The following is a 17918-nucleotide window of genomic DNA, read 5'->3' as shown; positions in this document are numbered from 1 at the left end:
GTACGCATTGCAGTCTCCTGTGGTCTGGCGGTTGCCGGGCTCAGTTGCGTTCGCGCAGGTAGCCGTTGAGGCCCTTTTCGCGCAGCCGCCGCGCGGCATCGGTCCAGTCCAGCGGCCTGCCGCCGTCCAGGCGTTCGAGCACGGCGACGATCGCCAGTTCCACCTCGGGCAGCTGCGATGCCTGCGGCAGGCGCGCGCGCTGGTCGATCGCCTCGTACAGCACGCGGTTGGCCTCGGCGTAGCTCAGCGGCGCGGTGTCTCCATGCTGCGCGCGCCAGCGCTTGCCATCGAGCACGGCGTTGACGTGCGACTGGATCAGGTAGGTGGCGCGGCCGATCAGCTTCAGGTTGCCCGGCTGTACCGCGGTCATGGTGTTGCCGACGGTGCGCCCGAGCCGCGCCATCACCGCGGTCGAATGCGCGTTGAGCAGCATCTTCAGCGCCAGCGTGCGATCCAGGCCGAGCGGGTCGTGGCGTTGCGGCAGGTCCAGCGCGATGCCCTGCGCCGCGCCGTCCAGGTCCTTCAGCGCATCGCGGGAGGCGGCGCCCTGCCCCACCGTCACGGTGAGCCGGCCGGCGCCGGCATCGCCGGCCGCCTGCCACCACTGCCGGGCCAGCGCGTCCACCGGCTCGCCGGCGTAACGCAGCAGCACGCCCAGGTCGCCCGGTTGCGACGGCAGGCGTTCGCGGTTGGCCGGCGACCAGGACAGGTCGTACAGGGCCTGCTGCTCGGCGCCGGCACGTTCCAGGCTGCGCAGCGCGGTGGCGCGCAGTGCCGGGTCGTCCACTTTCTGCTCGAACTGCGGGCGGTACTGCGCCGCGTCCAGCCCGTGGAACGGACGGTGCAGCAGCGCGTCCCACGCGGCCTGCGGCGTGGCCACCGGCGCCCATACGCGGATCCACGACGCCGGCGGTGCGGTGTCGGTGCGGTCCAGCGGCGCCAGGCGGAAGGTCGGCGCGCGCTCGGTCACGTCCACGAATACCGGCATCAGGGTTTCACCGGCCAGGTAGGTGGCATGGCGGCCATCGGCATAGGCCTGGGCCTCGCGCACGGTCCACTGCGCCAGCTGCGGCGCGCTGCCGGCCACGCTGCGCTGCAGCCCGGCGAAGCCGCGCAGCCGGCTTTCGATGCTGTCTTTCGCGTCCAGGCCCAGGCGCTGCGCGTCGGCCGCCGGCAGGTGCGGCAGCAGCAGCGCGCGCAGCGCGTCTTCCAGCACCAGGCCCAGCGCGTACAGGCTGGTGGTGGTGGCCTGCATGCGGGTGGAGCCGGTGATGGCCTGCGGGCCGGTGGGCAGTGCGATCTTGTGGATGCGCGCATCGTCGAGCACACGCCGGCTGCGTTCGAACGGGCGCAGCACCTCGTCCGGGTTGTTGTAGACGAACCAGACGCGGTCGGTGCCGGCGCCGCGCTGGTCGGCGGCGGCCAGTGCGGTGCCGATCACCGCCGAGGTCTCGCCGCCCTCGGTCACCGCGAACACCACGTCATCGGCGCCGATGCCGTCGTCGCGCATCTGCAGCGCGCCGATCAGCTGCAGGTCCTCGAAGCCTTCCAGCGAACTGATCAGCGCGCGGTCGCCGCCGGTGATCTCGCCGCGCACGCGCTCGCCCAGGTCCGCCGGCAGCCGGGCGGCGATGCGCGGCCATGCCGGGTCGGCCTGCATGCGTTTCCAGAACGGGCGCCACAGGCCGCTCTCCAGTGTCTCGGCGAGGCGGCCGGTGGAACCGGTGCCGTAGAAATAGATGCGGTGGCCGTCGCGCAGCGCGCGCTGCACCGCGGCTGATGCCGCATGCAGTTTCGCCATGCGCTGCGGGTCGTCGGCCAGCGCGGCGAAGGCGCGGGCCACGTCCTCGTCCACCGAGAACAGCTGCGACAGCGCCTGTGCCGGGTCGCCCGCCGCCACTTCGCTCAGGTTCCAGGTTTTCGGGTGGCGCTGCTCGGTCAGCAGCGTGTGCAGCTGGAACTGGGTACGCTGCTGCACGAACTCCGCCGATGCCGGCAACGGCGGCAGGCCCAGCCGCTCGGCGGCATCGGCGGCGAGGGCGGCCGGGCTGATCGCCGCCAGGCTCAGGGCGAACGTCATGGCGATGCGTCCGGTACGGGGGAGGAGTGCGCGGTTCGGGCGGATCATGCGGCTGGCCTCAGTCGTTCGGGGTTGCGGCGGCCGGGTCGCGCGGCGCCAGCGCATGCAGGATGCGCAGGTCCTCGGCGTCCAGCTCGCTGCCGCCCTGGCCGCGGAAATGGTTGCGGAAGGCGCGTACGGTGGCGGCGCGGTCGTCCAGCGGATAGCCGATCACGCGCAGCGCGGTCCACGGGTCGAACCCGGCCGGCGCTGGTGGCGCGTCGGCGGCCGGCCAGCGGCCGAAGCCGGCATCGGCCAGGCGCTTCCATGGGAACAGCGGGCCCGGATCGGGCTTGCGCGTCGGCGCCAGGTCCTGGTGGCCGATGATCTGGCTGCGCGGGATGCGCAGGCGCGTGCACAGGTCTTCCAGCAGCACCAGCAGGCTCTGGATCTGCGCCTCGGCGAACGGCGACTGGCCGTCGTTGTCCAGCTCGATGCCGATGGAGGCGGAATTGAGGTCGGTGAACGGCCCCCAGCTGCCGGAGCCGGCATGCCAGGCGCGGCGCTCGTCGCTGACCAGCTGGTAACGCTTGCCGTCGGCGCCGATCAGGTAGTGCGCGCTGACCGGGCCGCCGCTGTTGCGGCTGCGCAGCGTATCCAGGCTCTGCTGCACCGAATGCTGTTCGGTGAAGTGGATGACGATCAGGTTGGGCCGGCGCACGTCCTGGTTCGGCGAAGGCACCCAGGTCGCCAGCGGGTTGCGCGGGGGCGTGTGGCCGCAGGCGGTGAGCAGGGCGACAGCGAGCAGCAAGGGCGGCAGGCGCGAAATCGAAATGGTCATGGGCGATGAGATTGGGTTGAATCCGATCGAAGCATGGATCAGGCCCCTCTCCCACCGGGAGAGGGGTCGGGTGAGGCGCGGCGCTCCGCGCCGCCCTCATCCGCCCTGCGGGCACCTTCTCCCGGGGGGAGAAGGGCAGGACGGAGCCACCGCTGCTGCATCACTGGAAGCGGTACTCCAGCAGCAGGTTGAAGGAACGGCCGCGCGGGTCGGCCACGCGCGCTTCCCAGCCCGCGCCGTCGCCATCGTCCAGGTAGCGCACGGTGAACGGCGGGTCGGTATTGAGCAGGTTGCGGATGCCGAAGGTCGCCTTCAGGTTCTCCATGCCGGACCAGGTCAGGCTGTAGTTGTAGGTGATGTAGGCATCGACATTCGGGTCCCAGGCCGGCGGGGTGTAGCCGTTGACGATGCCGCCCGGCTTCCAGTCCTTGTAGCCGCCACGGTAGACCTGGGTCAGCGTATGCGCCCAGTCGCCGCGGGCCCAGCCGAGGCTGAGGGTGTGCTTCCAGCGGATCGGCAGGTTGTAGTAACGCTCGTACTCGCCGACCAGGTTGTCGCTGTAGGGCAGGCTGTCGAAGGTCTTGGTCCGGAAGGTATCCAGGTAGTTGCCGTTGAAGTGCACGTTCCAGGTACCGCCGGCCAGGTCGCCGCGCAGGTTGGAATCCAGCTCGATGCCGCGGGTCAGCGTGCCGCCGGTGTTGATGTAGCGCTGGTCGATGGCGATGATCTTGCCGCTTGCGTCGCGGATGAAGTTCGACGCGTACAGCGGGTAGTTCGCGGTCATCGTCGACAGGTTGAAGCCGCTGCGGATCGTGTTGGTGCGCTCGATCTCCCACCAGTCGACGCTGACGTTGAAGTTGCCGTTCGGCGCCAGCACGAAGCCGATGCTGCGCTGCTCGGCCTCTTCCGGCTTCAGGTTCGGGTTGCCGCCGGTGATGATGTCCGGGCGGATCTGCTCGCTGCAGTTGGCCACGTCCGGGTTGTACTGGCCCCTCGGGCAGGTCGCCGGATCGGCCAGGTCCAGGCCGGTGTACTGGCTCTCGGTGATGCCGCGGAACAGCTTGGCGAAGTCGGGCACCTTGAAGCCGGTGCTGTAGGAGCCGCGGAACACCAGCCAGTCGATCGGCTGCCACTTGAACGAGTACTTCGGATTGGTGGTGCCGCCGAAGCCGTCGTAACGGTCGTGGCGCACGGCCAGGTTCACTTCCAGGCTGTCCACCACCGGCAGGTTGAACTCGGCGAACACCGCCTTGACGTTGCGCTGCTTGGGCGACATGTAGTTGGCCGCATCGCCCGGCGCGCCGAACACGAACGCGTTGCCCGCCGCCCATTCCGACGGGCCGCTGAACTCGTATTCCTCGCGGCGCACGTCCACGCCGGCCGCGGCCTGCACGTCCTGCTCGCCCCACAGCTTGAAGCCCAGGCTGCCGCTGAAGCTGGCGTCGAAGGTGGTGGTGCTGGACACACCCTTGTACAGCAGCAGGCCGCTGGCGTCGGCCGCGGCCATCGCGTCGTAGGCCGCCTTGGACTGGTCCTGGCCCGGCATCAGGAACGGATTGAGCACGCCGTTCTTCAGCGCCGCCTTCAGCTGCGGGGTGTAGTAGTAGCCGCCGGCCAGCACCGACTGGGCGCGGCTCTCGGCGCGCGACAGGCCGATGTTGTAGTCCCAGGTGCCCACGGTGCCGGTCATGCCGAACAGCAGGCGGTAGGCCTTGGTCTCGGTTTCCAGCTGGCGCGGGCCGCAGATCTCGCAGCGCCAGCGGTAGGCGATGGGGCTGCCGTAGACCAGGTTGGCCTGGTCGCCGAAATAGTCGTGCAGCTGGTTGTAGATCGCGTCGTAGGTCGCCTTGGTGTTGGCGTTCAGCTCGTAGGCGTCGAGCTGGGTACCGGTGGCGTTGATGCTGGTGGTGATCTGCTGCGCCTCGAACTGGCGCTTGGAGGTCACCTTGGAGCCCATGAACTCGGCGAAGAACTCATGGTTGTCGCCGACCTTGAAGGTGGCCCGGCCGATGCCCTGCACCGTGTCCACCGGCTGCTGGATGGTGCGCGCGCGGCCGTAGTCCCAGGCGCAGCCGAAGCTGGCGCCGGGACTGGCCCAGATCTTGTCGCCGTAGTCGCCCATCATGTCGCCGCCGTTCTCGCAGCCGGCGCCGCCGGGCAGGCGCAGCGTATTGATGGTGGTCTTGGTCAGGCCGCTGACCGGGTCCTTCAGGCCGCCACCGATCATGCTGCCGGTGCCGCTGACGATGTTGGCGAACGGCGTGCCGCGCGTATCCGGCGACAGGCCGCGGTCGGGCTGGAAGCTGTTGACGAAGTCGCGCTGGTTGCCGCGCAGGATCTTGTTCTTCTTGACGTTCAGCGCCGCCCACACGTTCCAGCGGTCGCTGTCCAGGTCGCCCCAGCCGCCGAGCAGGCTGCCGTGGAAGATGTTGCCGCCGCCTTCCTCGGTCACGTCGGCGCCGGCGGTGAGGGTGATGCCCTGGTAGTTGCTGCGGGTGATGAAGTTGATCACGCCGCCGATGGCGTCGGTGCCGTACACGGCCGAGGCGCCGTCGCGCAGCACTTCCACGCGCTCGATCGCGGCGAAGGGAATGGAGTTCAGGTCCACCACCTGGCCGGCCAGGCCGTGCGCGGCGACGCGGCGGCCGTTGAGCAGCACCAGGGTGGCGTCGGCGCCCTGGCCGCGCAGGTTGGCGCCGGACACGCCGTTGTTGCCGCGCGTGCCGGGAGGCGCGATGCCGCTGTTGGCGGCCAGGCTGTCGGGGCCGCTGCTGGCGATGTTCAGCTGCTGCAGCAGCTGTTCGGCCGAGGTGATGCCCTGGGCCTCGATCTCGGCCTTCTGGATGATGGTGACCGGCAGGGCGGCTTCGACGTCGGTGCGCTGGATGCGCGAGCCGGTGACCGAGACGCGGTCAAGGGTGCGCGCCTCCGGCGAGGGACTGGCGGCTTCGGTCTGGGTCTGGGCGAAGGCGGCCAACGGGCTGCCGAGCGCCAGCAGCAGGGCGGCGCTCAGGTGGTGGAGGCGCGGGGTACGTGACAAGGCGGGCATGCTTTCTCTCTCTCCAAAGGGAACGCGTAACGGGGGGATGTTTCGGGAACAATGCTGGCCCACGTCCATAGCCGCGTCGGCGGGTTACGGCGACCATCCATCGGTCCAACCTCAGGGCGGCACGTTTCCGCCAAGCCAACCGCGATGCGCGCCACCTCCCCGGCGGCCGCACCCTTCCTTCCGTGGTCGCACTGCACCGGGGAGCCTCCCTGTCTGCCGGCCTGCACCATGCCAGGCCCGACTGCAGGCCTGTCCGCCGGAATTCCCTTTCCGCCGGCGGCCGCATCGTGCGGCCCCTCGGAAAGAAGCACCGGCCGCGCATCCGCGCCCGGTCCAACCGGCTTCACAGCTGTTTAACACGGGCGGAAAGCGGCGGTCAATAAACTATTCCCCATACCCCAAGGCTATGGAAATAAAATATTTTCGTGATGCGTCGCACAACAAGCGCCGCGGCCTCCATTGCCATGCCGCATGCCCGCAGCGCAGGCCCGCCAGCGGTCCGGGCAGGCTGCTGCGGCACGCCGGACGCACTCACGGGCACTCTCCGATCCGCCGGAACTCCAGGTCCTGGTAGTCGTAGCTGAAGTCGATGTCCGGATCGATGGCGCGCATGCGCAGCGTGCGCTGCGCGCCGTCCCCGGAAAATTCCAGCCACGCCTCCGCATCCTCGCCCAGGCCCTGCCACTGCACCCAGGGGCGGCCGCCGGACGCCAGGACCCGGCCGCGCATGGCCGGCGACTTGGCCGAGGCGAAGGCGATGCCCTTGCCGGCCGGGCACAGCGTGACCTGCCCGAACCAGGGATCGGCCCACACGCCGGCATCGCCGCCGAAATCCCGCGCCGCGACCGCAGTGGCCGGCGCCAGGGTCGGGCGCACATGGCCGTCTGCATGGCGCTGCGCCCGTTCCTGCTCCAGCAGCCGCGCGTAATGGAGCACGTCGTGGCCGGCGGCCGGCGCGGTCTGGCGCTTGAGCAGGGCCTGCATCAGCGCGGTGCGCGCGTCCTCGCCTTCGCCGTTGATCAGGATGACCACGCCGCCGCGCCGGTCCGGCAGCAGCGCCAGCGACGAGTACATGCCCGACAGCGTGCCGGTATGCGCCACCTTCCACTGCCCGTCCATGTCCGACAGGCGCCAGCCGTAGCCATAGGCGAGGAAGTGGGTGTTGTCCCAGTCGCGCAGGCGCTGGCCGATGGGCATGGGCATGTGCGCGGTCCACAGCGCGCGGCGCTGGGTGGCGTCCAGCCAGCCCGGCGCCCGCGCCGGGTCGAGCAGCGCCTGCATCCAGCGCAGCATGTCGTCGAGGCTGCAGCGCACGCCACCGGCGGCCATCGACGGGAAATCCGTGGCGACGTCGCCGTCGCGCCCGCCCACCACGTTGCGCCCGTCCTGCCGGTAATGCGGCTGGGCGACGTTGCCCACCGCCTGCGGCGACCATTCGCCGACCTGGCACCGCCGCATGCCCAGCGGCGCGAAGATCTCCTGCCGCACCAGCGTGGCGTAGGGTCTGCCGCCGGCGACCGCGGCCACCTCGCCGGCCACCACGTACAGCAGGTTGTCGTAGGCGTAATCGGCGCGGAAGCTGCCGGCCGGCTTGAGGTGCGCCAACCCGGCGATGATGTCCTGGCGGGTGAAGTGGTTCGGCTCCGGCCACAGCATCAGGTCGCCGGCGCCCAGGCCCAGCCCGCTGTTGTGGATCAGCAGGTCGCGGACCTGCAGGTTGCGCGTCACCCACGGGTCGTACATGCGGAACGACGGCAGGTACTTCGTCACCGGGTCGTCCCAGCGCAGGCGCCCGGCCTGCACCAGCCGCGCCAGCACCGCCGCGGTCATCGCCTTGGTGTTGGAAGCGATCTTGAACAGCGTATCGGCATCGACCGCTGTCCCTTCCCCGGCCGCCAGCTCGCCGCGGGTGGCGACATGCACTACCTTGCCGTCCTCGATCACGCCGACCGCGATGCCGGGCAGCCGGTAATGCTCGAAGGCCTGTTGCACGGCCTGGTCGTAGAACGCCGCGTCGTCCGCGGACGGCGCCGCGGCGTGGGCGATGCCCGGCAGCAGGGCCAGGCACAGCAGGAGTCGTTTCATCAGCATGCGTCCAGTACCCGGTGGAAGCGTTCCTCCACCGGAGACTGCCGCAGCGAGGGCTGCGGCAGCAGGTGCCGAAAGGCCCGGCATCAGAAATCGATGTCGAGGTTCACGTACACCGCGCGCCCCATCAGGCCGTAGATGCCCTGGTAGTACGGGAAGGCGGTATAGGTGTCGTCCTTCGGGCCGTAGTTGTCGAACACGTTGACCACGTCCACGCCCAGCCGCATGTGCTCGGTGATCTTCTTCGACACGTTGGCGTTCCACTGCACGAACGGGCGCAGCTTGGCGGTAGCGTAGTAGTTCATGCGCGAGCTGTTGCGGAACCCGTACAGGTTGACGTTCCAGTCGTCGCGGTTCCAGGCCAGCGTCCAGTTGGCGCGGGTGCGGAAGGCCACGCGCGAGGTCCAGTTCATCGCGTCGTCCCAGGTGTCGCCGGCGGCGACCTGCTCGTCGTAACCGAGCACGCGGGTGATGCCGGCATTGACGCTGAAATCGCCCCAGCGCCCACCGCTCCACGCGTACTTGACGCTCGCGTCGAAGCCATCGGTACGCACGCCGGCCTGGTTGATCGCACCGGCGCTCAAGGCGGTGATATGGCCCTCCGCGTCGCGCTGGACGTAACCGGCGTACATGGCGCACTTGCCGGAGTTCGGATCGACCGCCTCGCCGTTGGGCTTGGAGCCCATCAGGCAGTCGGTGTTGCCTTCCAGGATGTCGTAGACGCTCAACAGCGTGCTCTTGCCGCTGAGCTTGATGTTCCAGTAATCGGCGCTGACCGAAAGCCGCTCGGCGATATCCCATACGAAGCCGATGCCGTCGGACTTGGCGGTCTCCTCATGCAGCTGCGTGTTCTTGCCGCCGGCCAGCCACCAAAGGCCATCGACGTAATCGCTGTTGTCGCACTGGTCGCGGCCGGCCGTGGTCGACAGGTCCATTCCGGCGCGGCGGCACTGGTAGTCGTTGACGAAGTTGCCGTACGACGACACCGGCCCGCCATACACCCACATCAGGTTCGGCGCCAGGAAACTGGTCTGGTGGTTGGCGCGGATCAGCAGGTTCGGCAGCGGCCGCCACTCCACCGCCGCGGCCCAGGTGAAGGCGCCGCTGATGTTGGAGATGTCGTCGTACTTGTCGTAGCGGCCGGCCACGGTGGCGGTGAGGCTGTCCAGCACCGGGACGCGCAGTTCCAGGCCGGTGCCGTAGCGGTCGCGCGAACCGCCGCCCCAGGTGGCGTTGTAGTTGAAGGTGTGGTCCTCGCCCTCATAGGAATTGCGCGAGCGCACGTCCGGTGCCAGCTCGTACTTGGAATGCGAGGCCTCGGCGACGAAGGCCATCTCCACCTCGCCGGCCGGCAGCTTGAACAGCGGGCCGCTGAACACGAACTGCGCCGAGGTCGCCGAGGAGGTGTTCTTGTTGCGGACGATGTCGGTCATCGCCGCGTAATCCTCCGGCGTGGTCGGACCGAACATGTGCTGGAACTGTTCCGGCCCCAGGTTGTAAAGCGGCCCATCGTTGGCCGTGCCCACCGCTTCGCCGAACAGCCAGGCGTGCACCTTGTTGGTCAGGCCCTGCCGCCACGAACTGCGCATGTCGTCGCGGGACACGGTGAGGCTGGCATCCCAGTCGAAGCGGTCGAACACGCTGCCGCGCACGCCGAGGTTCGCGCTCAGCGCCGTGTCCTCGTACATGCGCTGCGGCATGCCGCCGATCTGGTTGGCGTCCAGCACGCGCTGGTATTCGAACCAGCCCAGGTTCACGTCGGTGGCGTTGCCCTGGTTGAATACGTACAGGCTGGCGCGGCTGGTCATCTGGTCGCGCGAATGCGTCACCAGCAGCTGGCCATAACCTTCGACGTTGTCGGTGAAACGGTAGTTGCCGGCGATGTAGGCCGAGGTCTTGTTGTACTTGTTCGACAGCGTGGCCCAGTCGTAATAGTTCATCGCCGCGCAGCTGGACGGCGTATTGCCGTCCGCCGCGAACGGGTAGTACGGCATGTAGACGGAACTGGCGTTGCCGCAGCTGTACTGCAGGGCGCCGCCGGCGTCCGGCGAGTCCGGCGAGGCGGTGACCAGCTCGCCGGCCTGGTTCATCCAGGTGTTGTAGTGCATGTAGCCGCCCGGCGTGTCGTACAGGTAGAAGGCCAGGCCGCGGGTCGGCGTGTAGGTGGGGTGGCTGGGGTCGCTGTTCTGCTGCGGCGCGCGCCGCGGGTCGCCCAGGCCCTTGTCGTAACGCTGCCAGGCATAGACCGGCTCGCGGTTCAGCTGCTCGAACGCATAGGTGATGCTGCCGCGCTCCCAGGCCTTGCCGCCGCTGAACTGCAGGTTGCCGGTATCGCCGCCGCCGGCGGTGGTGGTGCCGCCGCGGATGCGCAGGTGGTTACCTTCCCAGTTGTCCTTGGTGATGATGTTGACCACGCCGGCCACCGCATCCGAGCCGTAGATGGCCGAGGCGCCGCTGCTGAGCACCTCGATGCGCGCGACGGCGGCGGCGGGAATGCTGCCGACGCTGATGCCGGTATCGGAGGGCGTGGATGCGGCCGCATAGTCGGCCATGCGCTTGCCGTTGAGCAGGATCAGCTGGTAGCCGACGCCCAGGCCGCGCAGGTTCAGGTAGGAGGCGTCCGGCGCCTGGTTGCCGAAGTTCCACTCGCCGCCGACTACCGCGCCGGTGTACTGGGTCAGCGTGCCCAGCGCTTCGGCGACGGTGGTGAAGCCTTCCTTCTTGATGTCCTCGGCGGTAATCACCACCACCGGCGAGGGGCCTTCGACTTCCGAGCGCTTGATGCGCGAACCGGTGACCTCGACCTTGTCGAGGGTGCGGGCGGTGCGCGCGGGTTCCGGGGCCGGCGCCGGCCCGGTGTCATTGGACTGGGGAACGGGGGCCGCAGCGGCGGCGGCTCCGGCAAGGGCAGGCAGCGCCAGCCCGACGATGATGGCCGCGACGAGGCGGCACCGCTGCGGTGATGCATGGCGGACAGGCATTACGACCTCTCTCCGGTTTTCCCGGTGTGGTGGAAGGGTGGAGGTTCAGCGAGGTGTAGCGGCGATGCAGGCCAGTCCCTGGCCGGATCTCTCCTGTACGTGGCGCCGGGCCGGCGGCCCGGCCCCGGTTCAGTCCCGCGTTCGCAGCAGCGCGCGGCTCAGGCCGTAGAGGATGCGCAGGTCCTCGGCGTCGAGTTCGGCGCCCTGGCTGCGCATGCCGCGGAAGTGGTGGCGGAAGGACTGCAACGCGTTGGCGCGGTCGTCGAGCGGATAGCCGATGGCGGCCATCGCCAGCCAGCCGTCGAACTCCGGCGGCGGATCGCCGGCGGCCGGGTCGGGCCAGATGCCGAAGCCGGCCTCGTGCAGGCGCTTCCACGGGAACAGCGGACCGGGATCGATCTTGCGCCCCGGCGCCAGGTCCTCATGGCCGATGACCTGCCCGCGCGGGATGCCCAGGCGCCGGGTGACGTCGTCCAGCAGTACGATCAGCTTTTCGATCTGCACGTCCGGAAAGGGCTTATAGCCATCGTTGTCGATCTCGATGCCGATCGACGCCGAGTTGAGGTCGGTGATGGTGCCCCAGCGGCCGTCGCCGGCGTGCCAGGCGCGCTTGTCCTCGTCCACCAGCTGGTACAGCGTGCCGTCCTTGCCCAGCAGGTAGTGCGCGCTGACCGGGCCGTTGCTGTTGGCGGTCTGCAGCGTGCGCAGGCTGCCCTCGGCGGTCTTGCCGGCGGTGTAGTGCAGCACCACCACCACCGGCCGGCGCGTATCGAAGTTGGGCGAACGTTCCCACTTCGCCAAGGGATTGTGGTGCGCGCAGGCGCTCAACAGCAGCAACGAGAGCAGGGAAACCAGCAACGAGAAAGAGCGGAAAGCCCGCCTGCCGTTGGTGGTCCCGGTCCTGCCCGTTACCCGTTCTTCTCCACTCTTTGCCGGCCCCATCATGCCCGCCTCCAGTCGCCGGCGGGCTGCTCGCCGGCCAGCATTTCATCCAGGCTCTGGCGGCGGCGCACCACCGCATAACGTTCGCCGTCCACCAGCACTTCGGCCGGCAACGGACGCGAGTTGTAGGTCGACCCCATCGACGCGCCATAGGCGCCGGCGCCGAGGATCGCCACCAGGTCGCCGGCCTCGCAGCGCGGCAGTGCGCGCGCGGTGGCGAAGGTATCGCCGGTTTCGCAGACCGGGCCTACCACGTCGTAGGCGACGGTTTCGCGGCCGGCCACGGCGCCCACCGGCACGATGTCGTGCCAGGCGTCGTAAAGGCTGGGGCGCAGCAGGTCGTTCATGGCCGCGTCCAGCACCAGGAACCGGCGCGCCTGGCCCTGCTTCTCCAGCAACACGCGCGTCAGCAGGAGGCCGGCCTCGGCCACCAGCCAGCGCCCCGGCTCGACCAGGATGCGCCCGCCGAAACCCGCCAAAGCTTCGCGGATCGCGTCGGCGTACTCGCGCGCGTCGGGCGCCTGCTCGCCGTCGCGGTAGCGCACGCCCAGCCCACCGCCGACGTCGATGCTGGCGATGGCGTGGCCGGCGCTCTCCAGTTCCTTCCAGAACGCGGCCATGCGCGCCAGCGCCTCGCGCACCGGGTCCAGGCTCAGCAGCTGCGAGCCGATGTGCATGTGCAGCCCGTCCAGGCGCACGCCCGGCCATTGCGCCTTCGCGTCGAACCAGGCGCGCGCCTCGGCGATGGACACGCCGAACTTGTTCTCGGCCTTGCCGGTGGAGATCTTGGCGTGGGTCTGCGCGTCCACGTCCGGATTGATGCGCACCGAGGCCACGGCGGTGACGCCGCGCGCGGCGGCGATGCGCTGGATGGCGTCGAGTTCGGCGCGCGACTCGATGTTGAAGCGGCCGATGCCCACGTCCAGCGCCAGCGCGATCTCCACGTCGGACTTGCCCACGCCGGAAAAGACGATGTCCGCCGCGGCGATGCCGGCGCGCAGCGCGCGTTCCAGCTCGCCACCGGACACGATGTCCGCGCCGGCGCCCTCTTCGGCCAGCAGGCGCAGCACGGCAGCGTTGCCGTTGGCCTTCACCGCATAGCGGATGCCGGCATCCAGCCCGGCCAGCGCATCGCGCAGCGCCCGTACCCGCTGGCGGATCGCCGGCGCGGCGTAGACGTACAGCGGCGTGCCCTCGCGGGCCGCCAGGCCCGGCAGATCCGCCTGCCGGAACGCGTCCAGCAGAACGGTTCCATCGTGTCGTGTGAATCCCTGATCCAAGGCATTGCTCCAAAAAGATGGCGGCCCCATGCACGGGCCGCCAGAGGAGGAACTCAGTACCGCGGTTGCATCGTCATTGCCGTGGCCGGATCAGAAGTTCCAGGTCACGACCAGGTTCATGTAGCGCGGCGGCTGCCAGACCGTACCTTCGCCGAAGTAGGGCATACGATTGCCGGGTGTGCTCTCGTAGCGGGAATGCACGTTGACCACCGTCTGCCGGTTGAGCAGGTTGTAGACGGAGAAGCGCGCCTTCAGGTCGATGCCTTCCACCGGCAGGGTCCAGGTGACATTCGCACCGAGGTCATAGACCCACGGCATGCGACCGAACGCACCAAGCGGTGAATAGACCAGCTCCCGCGTCTTGTAATCGGAGCAGTTGGCCACGCACAGCCAACCCGAACCGCCGCCGCTGTATTCGCTGGGTCCGCCTGCGCTGCGGTTGTCGTTGGGCCAGCGCACGCCGTAAGCGGTGATCGGCCCACCGGAGCGCGCGGACAGGGTGGCGCCAAAGCTCCACATCTCGTTGAGCTTGTAGCTGCCACGCAGTTTGATCTGGTGGCGGGCGTCGTTGAACAGTACGCCATAGCGTTCGTTGACGGCCGGATGGTCGTAGTACTGGACCAGGTTGGTGTCGTTGTAGCCGGTACCCGAGTTCACCGGACCTTCCATGTTGCCTTCGCTCTTGGACAGGAGATAGCTGGCATTGAAGGCCCACTTCCCGTCCCAGGCGCGGTCGATCTGGAATTCGATCGCCTTGTAGGTACGGCGCGGCTTCTTGTAGCCCATGACCACATTGCTGCCCGAGGTGATGTAGCCGTCCTTGGAGCTGTCGAAGGTGACCCAGCTGTTGGTATCCGGGCACCAAAGTGTGTTCTTCTCGCCTGGATTGAGGATCGGCCAATCGCCGGAGTACCAGTCGCAGCCTTCCACGTGGCGGATGCTCACGTCTTCAACTGCTCGCGTCATCTTGCGGTACGTGGCGTTTATCCCGTAAGACCACGCCTGGTCGATCATCTGCTGGAAGCCCAGGATGTACTCGTCCTGGAAAACCTGCTTCAGGTCTCGGGCCACCGCGGTGCGGACATCGTCCGGTGCCGGCGCGTTCATGCTGGTATCCACGGGGCCGAGCTGCTCACCGAGTTCCGGCCGCAGGTATTTGGCGCCGGTAGTTGGATCCACCTGTTCGCTCCAGCCGTTTAGCACATAGTAGGTGTGCTCGTCAGTGGTACCGCCACCGAAGTAGTCGGTGATCTTGTTGGTCAGCGGAATGTAGTAACGGCCGGCGTTACCGAACACCTTGGTCGAGCCGTCTCCGCGCATGTCCCAGCTGAAGCCCAGGCGCGGGGAAATCATGTCGCTGAAGTCGGCCTTTGCGAAGGTCGCGCCCGAGGCGAGGGTATTTTCGAATTTGTCGGCGCGGATGCCGAGGTTGAGCAGCAGGTTCGGAGTGACGTTCCAGTTGTCCTCGACGTAGAACGCCTGTGCCTTCACCGAGACCGGAGCGCCGGTGATGTAACGACGGGCGTCGACGTATGCCGTCACACCCACCGGAACCATCGCGCCGTTGGGAAGCTCGCGGTCTTCGTCAGTCGCATTGGGCTTCATGCCCAGCAGTGTGTAGCCCACGCCGTCACCCGGATAGAGCACGGAGCTGCGCGAGTCCATGGTCTCCTGATCCAGGCCGAAGCGCAGCAGGTGGTCGCCCAGCGCCCACTCGAAATCCAGGCGCGCCGCTTCACGCTTGTCGTAGCGGCTGCTGATGCTGCTGTTGGTCGGGTGGCACCCTTCCTTCATGTCGCCTTTCGGGAACAGCTCGTCGTAGCTGCTGTCGCGGCTGATCCTGTTGCAGTAGCTATCCCACGGAGGGCTGCCGCTGGTGGCGCTGCGCTTGTTCACGCCGTACATCGCCTTGGCGGTGAAATTGGCACCGAAATGACCGGTATAGGTGGCTGACCAGTTATCACCGCCAGAGCCCGCCGTGCTTTCACCCTGTTTGTCACCAAACGTCGCGGAGTCCCAGTCGTAGTCGTAGTTACTGGTGACCGAGTCGGCTTTGTCGGAGAACGCCAGCAGTTCCAGCGTATGGTCGTTGTTGATGTTCCAGTCGAGCTTGGCGCCCCAGAAATCGTTGTCGCTGGTGGTCTTCCACGCCTCGACCGTGTCGATGTCGCGGGAATCGGCGTCGCGTTTTTCGTACATGGCGAAGAAGAACAGCCGGTCCTTCACTATGGGGCCCGACGCCCACAGGTTGGTCTTGAACAACGGACTCCTGTCTCGACTGGTTCGATCGCGCTCGTCGATCTTACCGTCGCTATGGAAGTGGTCTTTCTTGGGCGACGCCCAAGCCGACGGCTCCATGGTGACCTCCATGCCACCGTGGAAGTCGTTGGTGCCCGAACGGGTGATGGCGTTGATGACGCCACCCGTGCTGCGCCCGAACTCCGCCGAGTAGCCGCCGGTCTTGACCTGGAACTCCTCGTAGAAGTTGAACGGAACCGACGAGAAGCCCTGCCGGCGATAGGGATCGGTCACGTTGAGACCATTGATGTAGACCGCGTTCTCCGCCACCGACGAGCCGCCGAAGCTCAGACCACCGAAGGTAGCGCCCGAAGAAATCACGCCCGGCGCGAGCAGGGCGACAGCCGCCACGCTCTGGTCCACGGGCAGTCTCGCCAGTTCCTGGCGACTGATGTTGGTGGCGCTCTCGGTGGAGCGCACGTCCACGCGATTGACCACGCGCGAGCCGACCACCTGGACCGCATCCAGATTGACGGCACCATCATTCGCCAGGTTGACCGTGGTCGTTCCGCCCAGCGAGACGCTCACGGACACGGGAGCCGCATCGCCGGCGGTCAGGCTGTAGTTGCCGGGCGGCAACTGGCCGATGCGGTAGCTGCCGTCCTTGCCCACGGTGACCGTGCGGCTCAGGCCGGTCGCGCTGTTGGTGATGGTGATGGTGTCGCCCGCGCTGGCGCGGCCGGCGACGGCACCGGTGACGCTCTGCGCCATGACCGTGGGCGCCAGCGCGCCGAGGCACGCACCCAGTGCGACGCTGAGCGCCGCCTTCTTCAGCATTTTCCTGTTCATCCCCTGCCCTCTCCTGCAGTGTTGTGAAATACAGCGGTGTGATGGACGCTCAGCCTTCCGGCGGCGGCAGGACCTGCCACTGGAAGTCGTAGTCCCATTGATCGAAATAGAGGTTGCCGCCCGCCCACTCGGCCTCGCCGCGCTGCGAGTCCACGGTTTCCGAGCGGAAGTGCTGCTTGGCCGGTACCAGCGGCTGCGCGTAGTCGTCGTTGAAGGCGATGCGGTAGGCGTCCAGGCCGCCGAAGTAGAAGTCGCGCACCGCCGGCACCGGGCTGTCCAGCGCGCCGGTGGTCACGTCCATGGGCACCCAGCCGTACGGCGCCAGGTACAGCGCGCCCCAGTCGTGCAGGTTGCTGTAGCCGGTTTCGTTGTCCGAATACACCATGCCCGACTGCCAGCGTGCGGGTATGCCGTTCAGGCGCAGCAGGGCCATCAGCAGCAGTGTCTGCTGCCCGCAGTCGGCGTGGTTGGAGTGCAGCGCGTAATCGCTGATGTTGCCGATGGTCGAGTACTCGCGCGCGCCGCCCCAGGGAATGCGGTCGACCGCGTCGAACAGTTTGCGCGCGACCCGGTAGGGATTGGTCTCCTCGCCCACCACGCGCCGCGAGAATTCGCGCAGCGCCGGGGTGAACACGATGTGCGGCGCGCGCTCGGCCAGGTAGGGCGCCAGCGCCGGGTCGTCCGGCGTGGGCCGCACCGCGTCCGGGTCGATGGCGAAATGGCGCGCGTACACCGTGACTTCGTAGCTGACCGAAAACTCCGTCGGCGTGCCGGCCACCGCCCTGCGCTCCAGGTAGGCGGTGCGCTGCAGGGTTGCTTCCGGCGCGACCTGCGCACCGGCCGGCACGCTGCCCAGCCAGCGGATGTCCTGCTGCTGGCCGGGGATGGCGCGCGGGTACGGGATCCAGGCGCGCACGGTCTCGCCGGCCGGTACCGCGTCGGCCTTGACCGTGAGCGACTGGGTGACCCGCACCCGCCGCGGCGCGACGCTGGTGGCGCCGGCCTGCGCGGCCTTGAGCACGTCCAGGTGGTGCGGCGTGACCACTTCGAACGGACCGGGCGCCGGCGGCTTGATCGTGGGCGAGCGCCGCGCGGCCGCGGCCTCGCTGACGCGGAACAGGTTCGAGGGCGCGCGGTTGAACCAGCGGCGCTGGCCGTCGATGTCCAGGTGTTCGATCAGCCCGGCCTCGTCCCAGGCGCGGAACTCATCCTCGCGCAGGTCGGGAATGTAGCGGCGCACGGCGGCCATGGCGCGCTCGCGGTCCAGGCTGAAATCCAGGCGCATGCGGCGCATGCGCTCGCGCTGGAACAGATAGGCTTCGCGCTGTGCGTGGTCCAGCGCCGGCTGCTGCAGCGCAGCGTCGATCTGCGCGCCGGCGCCGGCGAAGTCGCCGCGGTCCACGCGCGCGGCCAGCTGCTGCGGCGTATCGGCCGCGCCCGCCGTGGCCGACAACAGGCACAGCAGGCCGGCCATGAGCCGGTACCGGGCAGGCCTGAAAGCGACTGGGACTTGGCGCAATGCTGGATCCACGGCAACACTTCCACGAACACGCGGGATAACGGTTGTGTAACACGCATGCGACAGTGGGTC

Annotated in this window: 9 protein-coding genes; all 9 read right to left on the bottom strand. The window is 68.4% G+C overall.

Annotated elements, in window-relative coordinates:
* Nucleotides 1-40 precede the first annotated feature (40 nt).
* Nucleotides 41-2080 carry a hypothetical protein gene (locus tag AC06FP_RS10940; RefSeq protein WP_478075506.1) on the bottom strand — a complete coding sequence of 680 codons (2040 nt, stop codon included), beginning with the start codon at nt 2078-2080 and terminating at the stop codon, nt 41-43.
* Between the two features lie 58 nt (nt 2081-2138).
* Nucleotides 2139-2900 (bottom strand): N-acetylmuramoyl-L-alanine amidase, encoded by a 762-nt coding sequence (locus AC06FP_RS10935; protein ID WP_478075505.1) that lies wholly within the window; start codon nt 2898-2900, stop codon nt 2139-2141.
* A 160-nt stretch (nt 2901-3060) separates the two neighbouring features.
* The gene (locus AC06FP_RS10930; protein WP_478075504.1) at nt 3061-5949 is read right to left on the bottom strand and encodes a TonB-dependent receptor domain-containing protein; all 2889 of its coding nucleotides are present in this window, start codon (nt 5947-5949) and stop codon (nt 3061-3063) included.
* 531 nt (nt 5950-6480) lie between these two features.
* Nucleotides 6481-8034: a serine hydrolase domain-containing protein gene (locus AC06FP_RS10925; RefSeq protein WP_478075503.1), complete on the bottom strand. Its 1554-nt coding sequence runs from the start codon at nt 8032-8034 to the stop codon at nt 6481-6483.
* 89 nt (nt 8035-8123) lie between these two features.
* A complete protein-coding gene (locus AC06FP_RS10920) occupies nt 8124-11018 on the bottom strand; it encodes a TonB-dependent receptor domain-containing protein (protein ID WP_478075502.1) in 2895 nt (964 codons plus the stop codon).
* A 129-nt stretch (nt 11019-11147) separates the two neighbouring features.
* Complete coding sequence (locus AC06FP_RS10915) at nt 11148-11876, bottom strand: N-acetylmuramoyl-L-alanine amidase (RefSeq protein ID WP_478075501.1); 729 nt, start codon at nt 11874-11876, stop codon at nt 11148-11150.
* 83 nt (nt 11877-11959) lie between these two features.
* The gene (gene lysA / locus AC06FP_RS10910; RefSeq protein ID WP_478075500.1) at nt 11960-13240 is read right to left on the bottom strand and encodes a diaminopimelate decarboxylase; all 1281 of its coding nucleotides are present in this window, start codon (nt 13238-13240) and stop codon (nt 11960-11962) included.
* A 90-nt stretch (nt 13241-13330) separates the two neighbouring features.
* Nucleotides 13331-16327 (bottom strand): TonB-dependent receptor, encoded by a 2997-nt coding sequence (locus AC06FP_RS10905; RefSeq protein ID WP_456117875.1) that lies wholly within the window; start codon nt 16325-16327, stop codon nt 13331-13333.
* Nucleotides 16328-16376: 49 nt separating this feature from the next.
* Complete coding sequence (locus AC06FP_RS10900) at nt 16377-17858, bottom strand: transglutaminase-like domain-containing protein (protein ID WP_478075499.1); 1482 nt, start codon at nt 17856-17858, stop codon at nt 16377-16379.
* Nucleotides 17859-17918 lie beyond the last annotated feature (60 nt).

Source organism: Stenotrophomonas sp. Steno-Z2 (assembly GCF_056393235.1).
This window is presented reverse-complemented; position numbering and strand designations above follow the sequence as displayed.

Bases quoted from the DNA above. Each gene is read 5' to 3' on its own strand.
- AC06FP_RS10940 (WP_478075506.1), bottom strand. From the start codon at position 2,080: ATGACGTTCGCCCTGAGCCTGGCGGCGATCAGCCCGGCCGCCCTCGCC.
- AC06FP_RS10935 (WP_478075505.1), bottom strand. From the start codon at position 2,900: ATGACCATTTCGATTTCGCGCCTGCCGCCCTTGCTGCTCGCTGTCGCC.
- AC06FP_RS10930 (WP_478075504.1), bottom strand. From the start codon at position 5,949: ATGCCCGCCTTGTCACGTACCCCGCGCCTCCACCACCTGAGCGCCGCC.
- AC06FP_RS10925 (WP_478075503.1), bottom strand. From the start codon at position 8,034: ATGAAACGACTCCTGCTGTGCCTGGCCCTGCTGCCGGGCATCGCCCAC.
- AC06FP_RS10920 (WP_478075502.1), bottom strand. From the start codon at position 11,018: ATGCCTGTCCGCCATGCATCACCGCAGCGGTGCCGCCTCGTCGCGGCC.
- AC06FP_RS10905 (WP_456117875.1), bottom strand. From the start codon at position 16,327: ATGAACAGGAAAATGCTGAAGAAGGCGGCGCTCAGCGTCGCACTGGGT.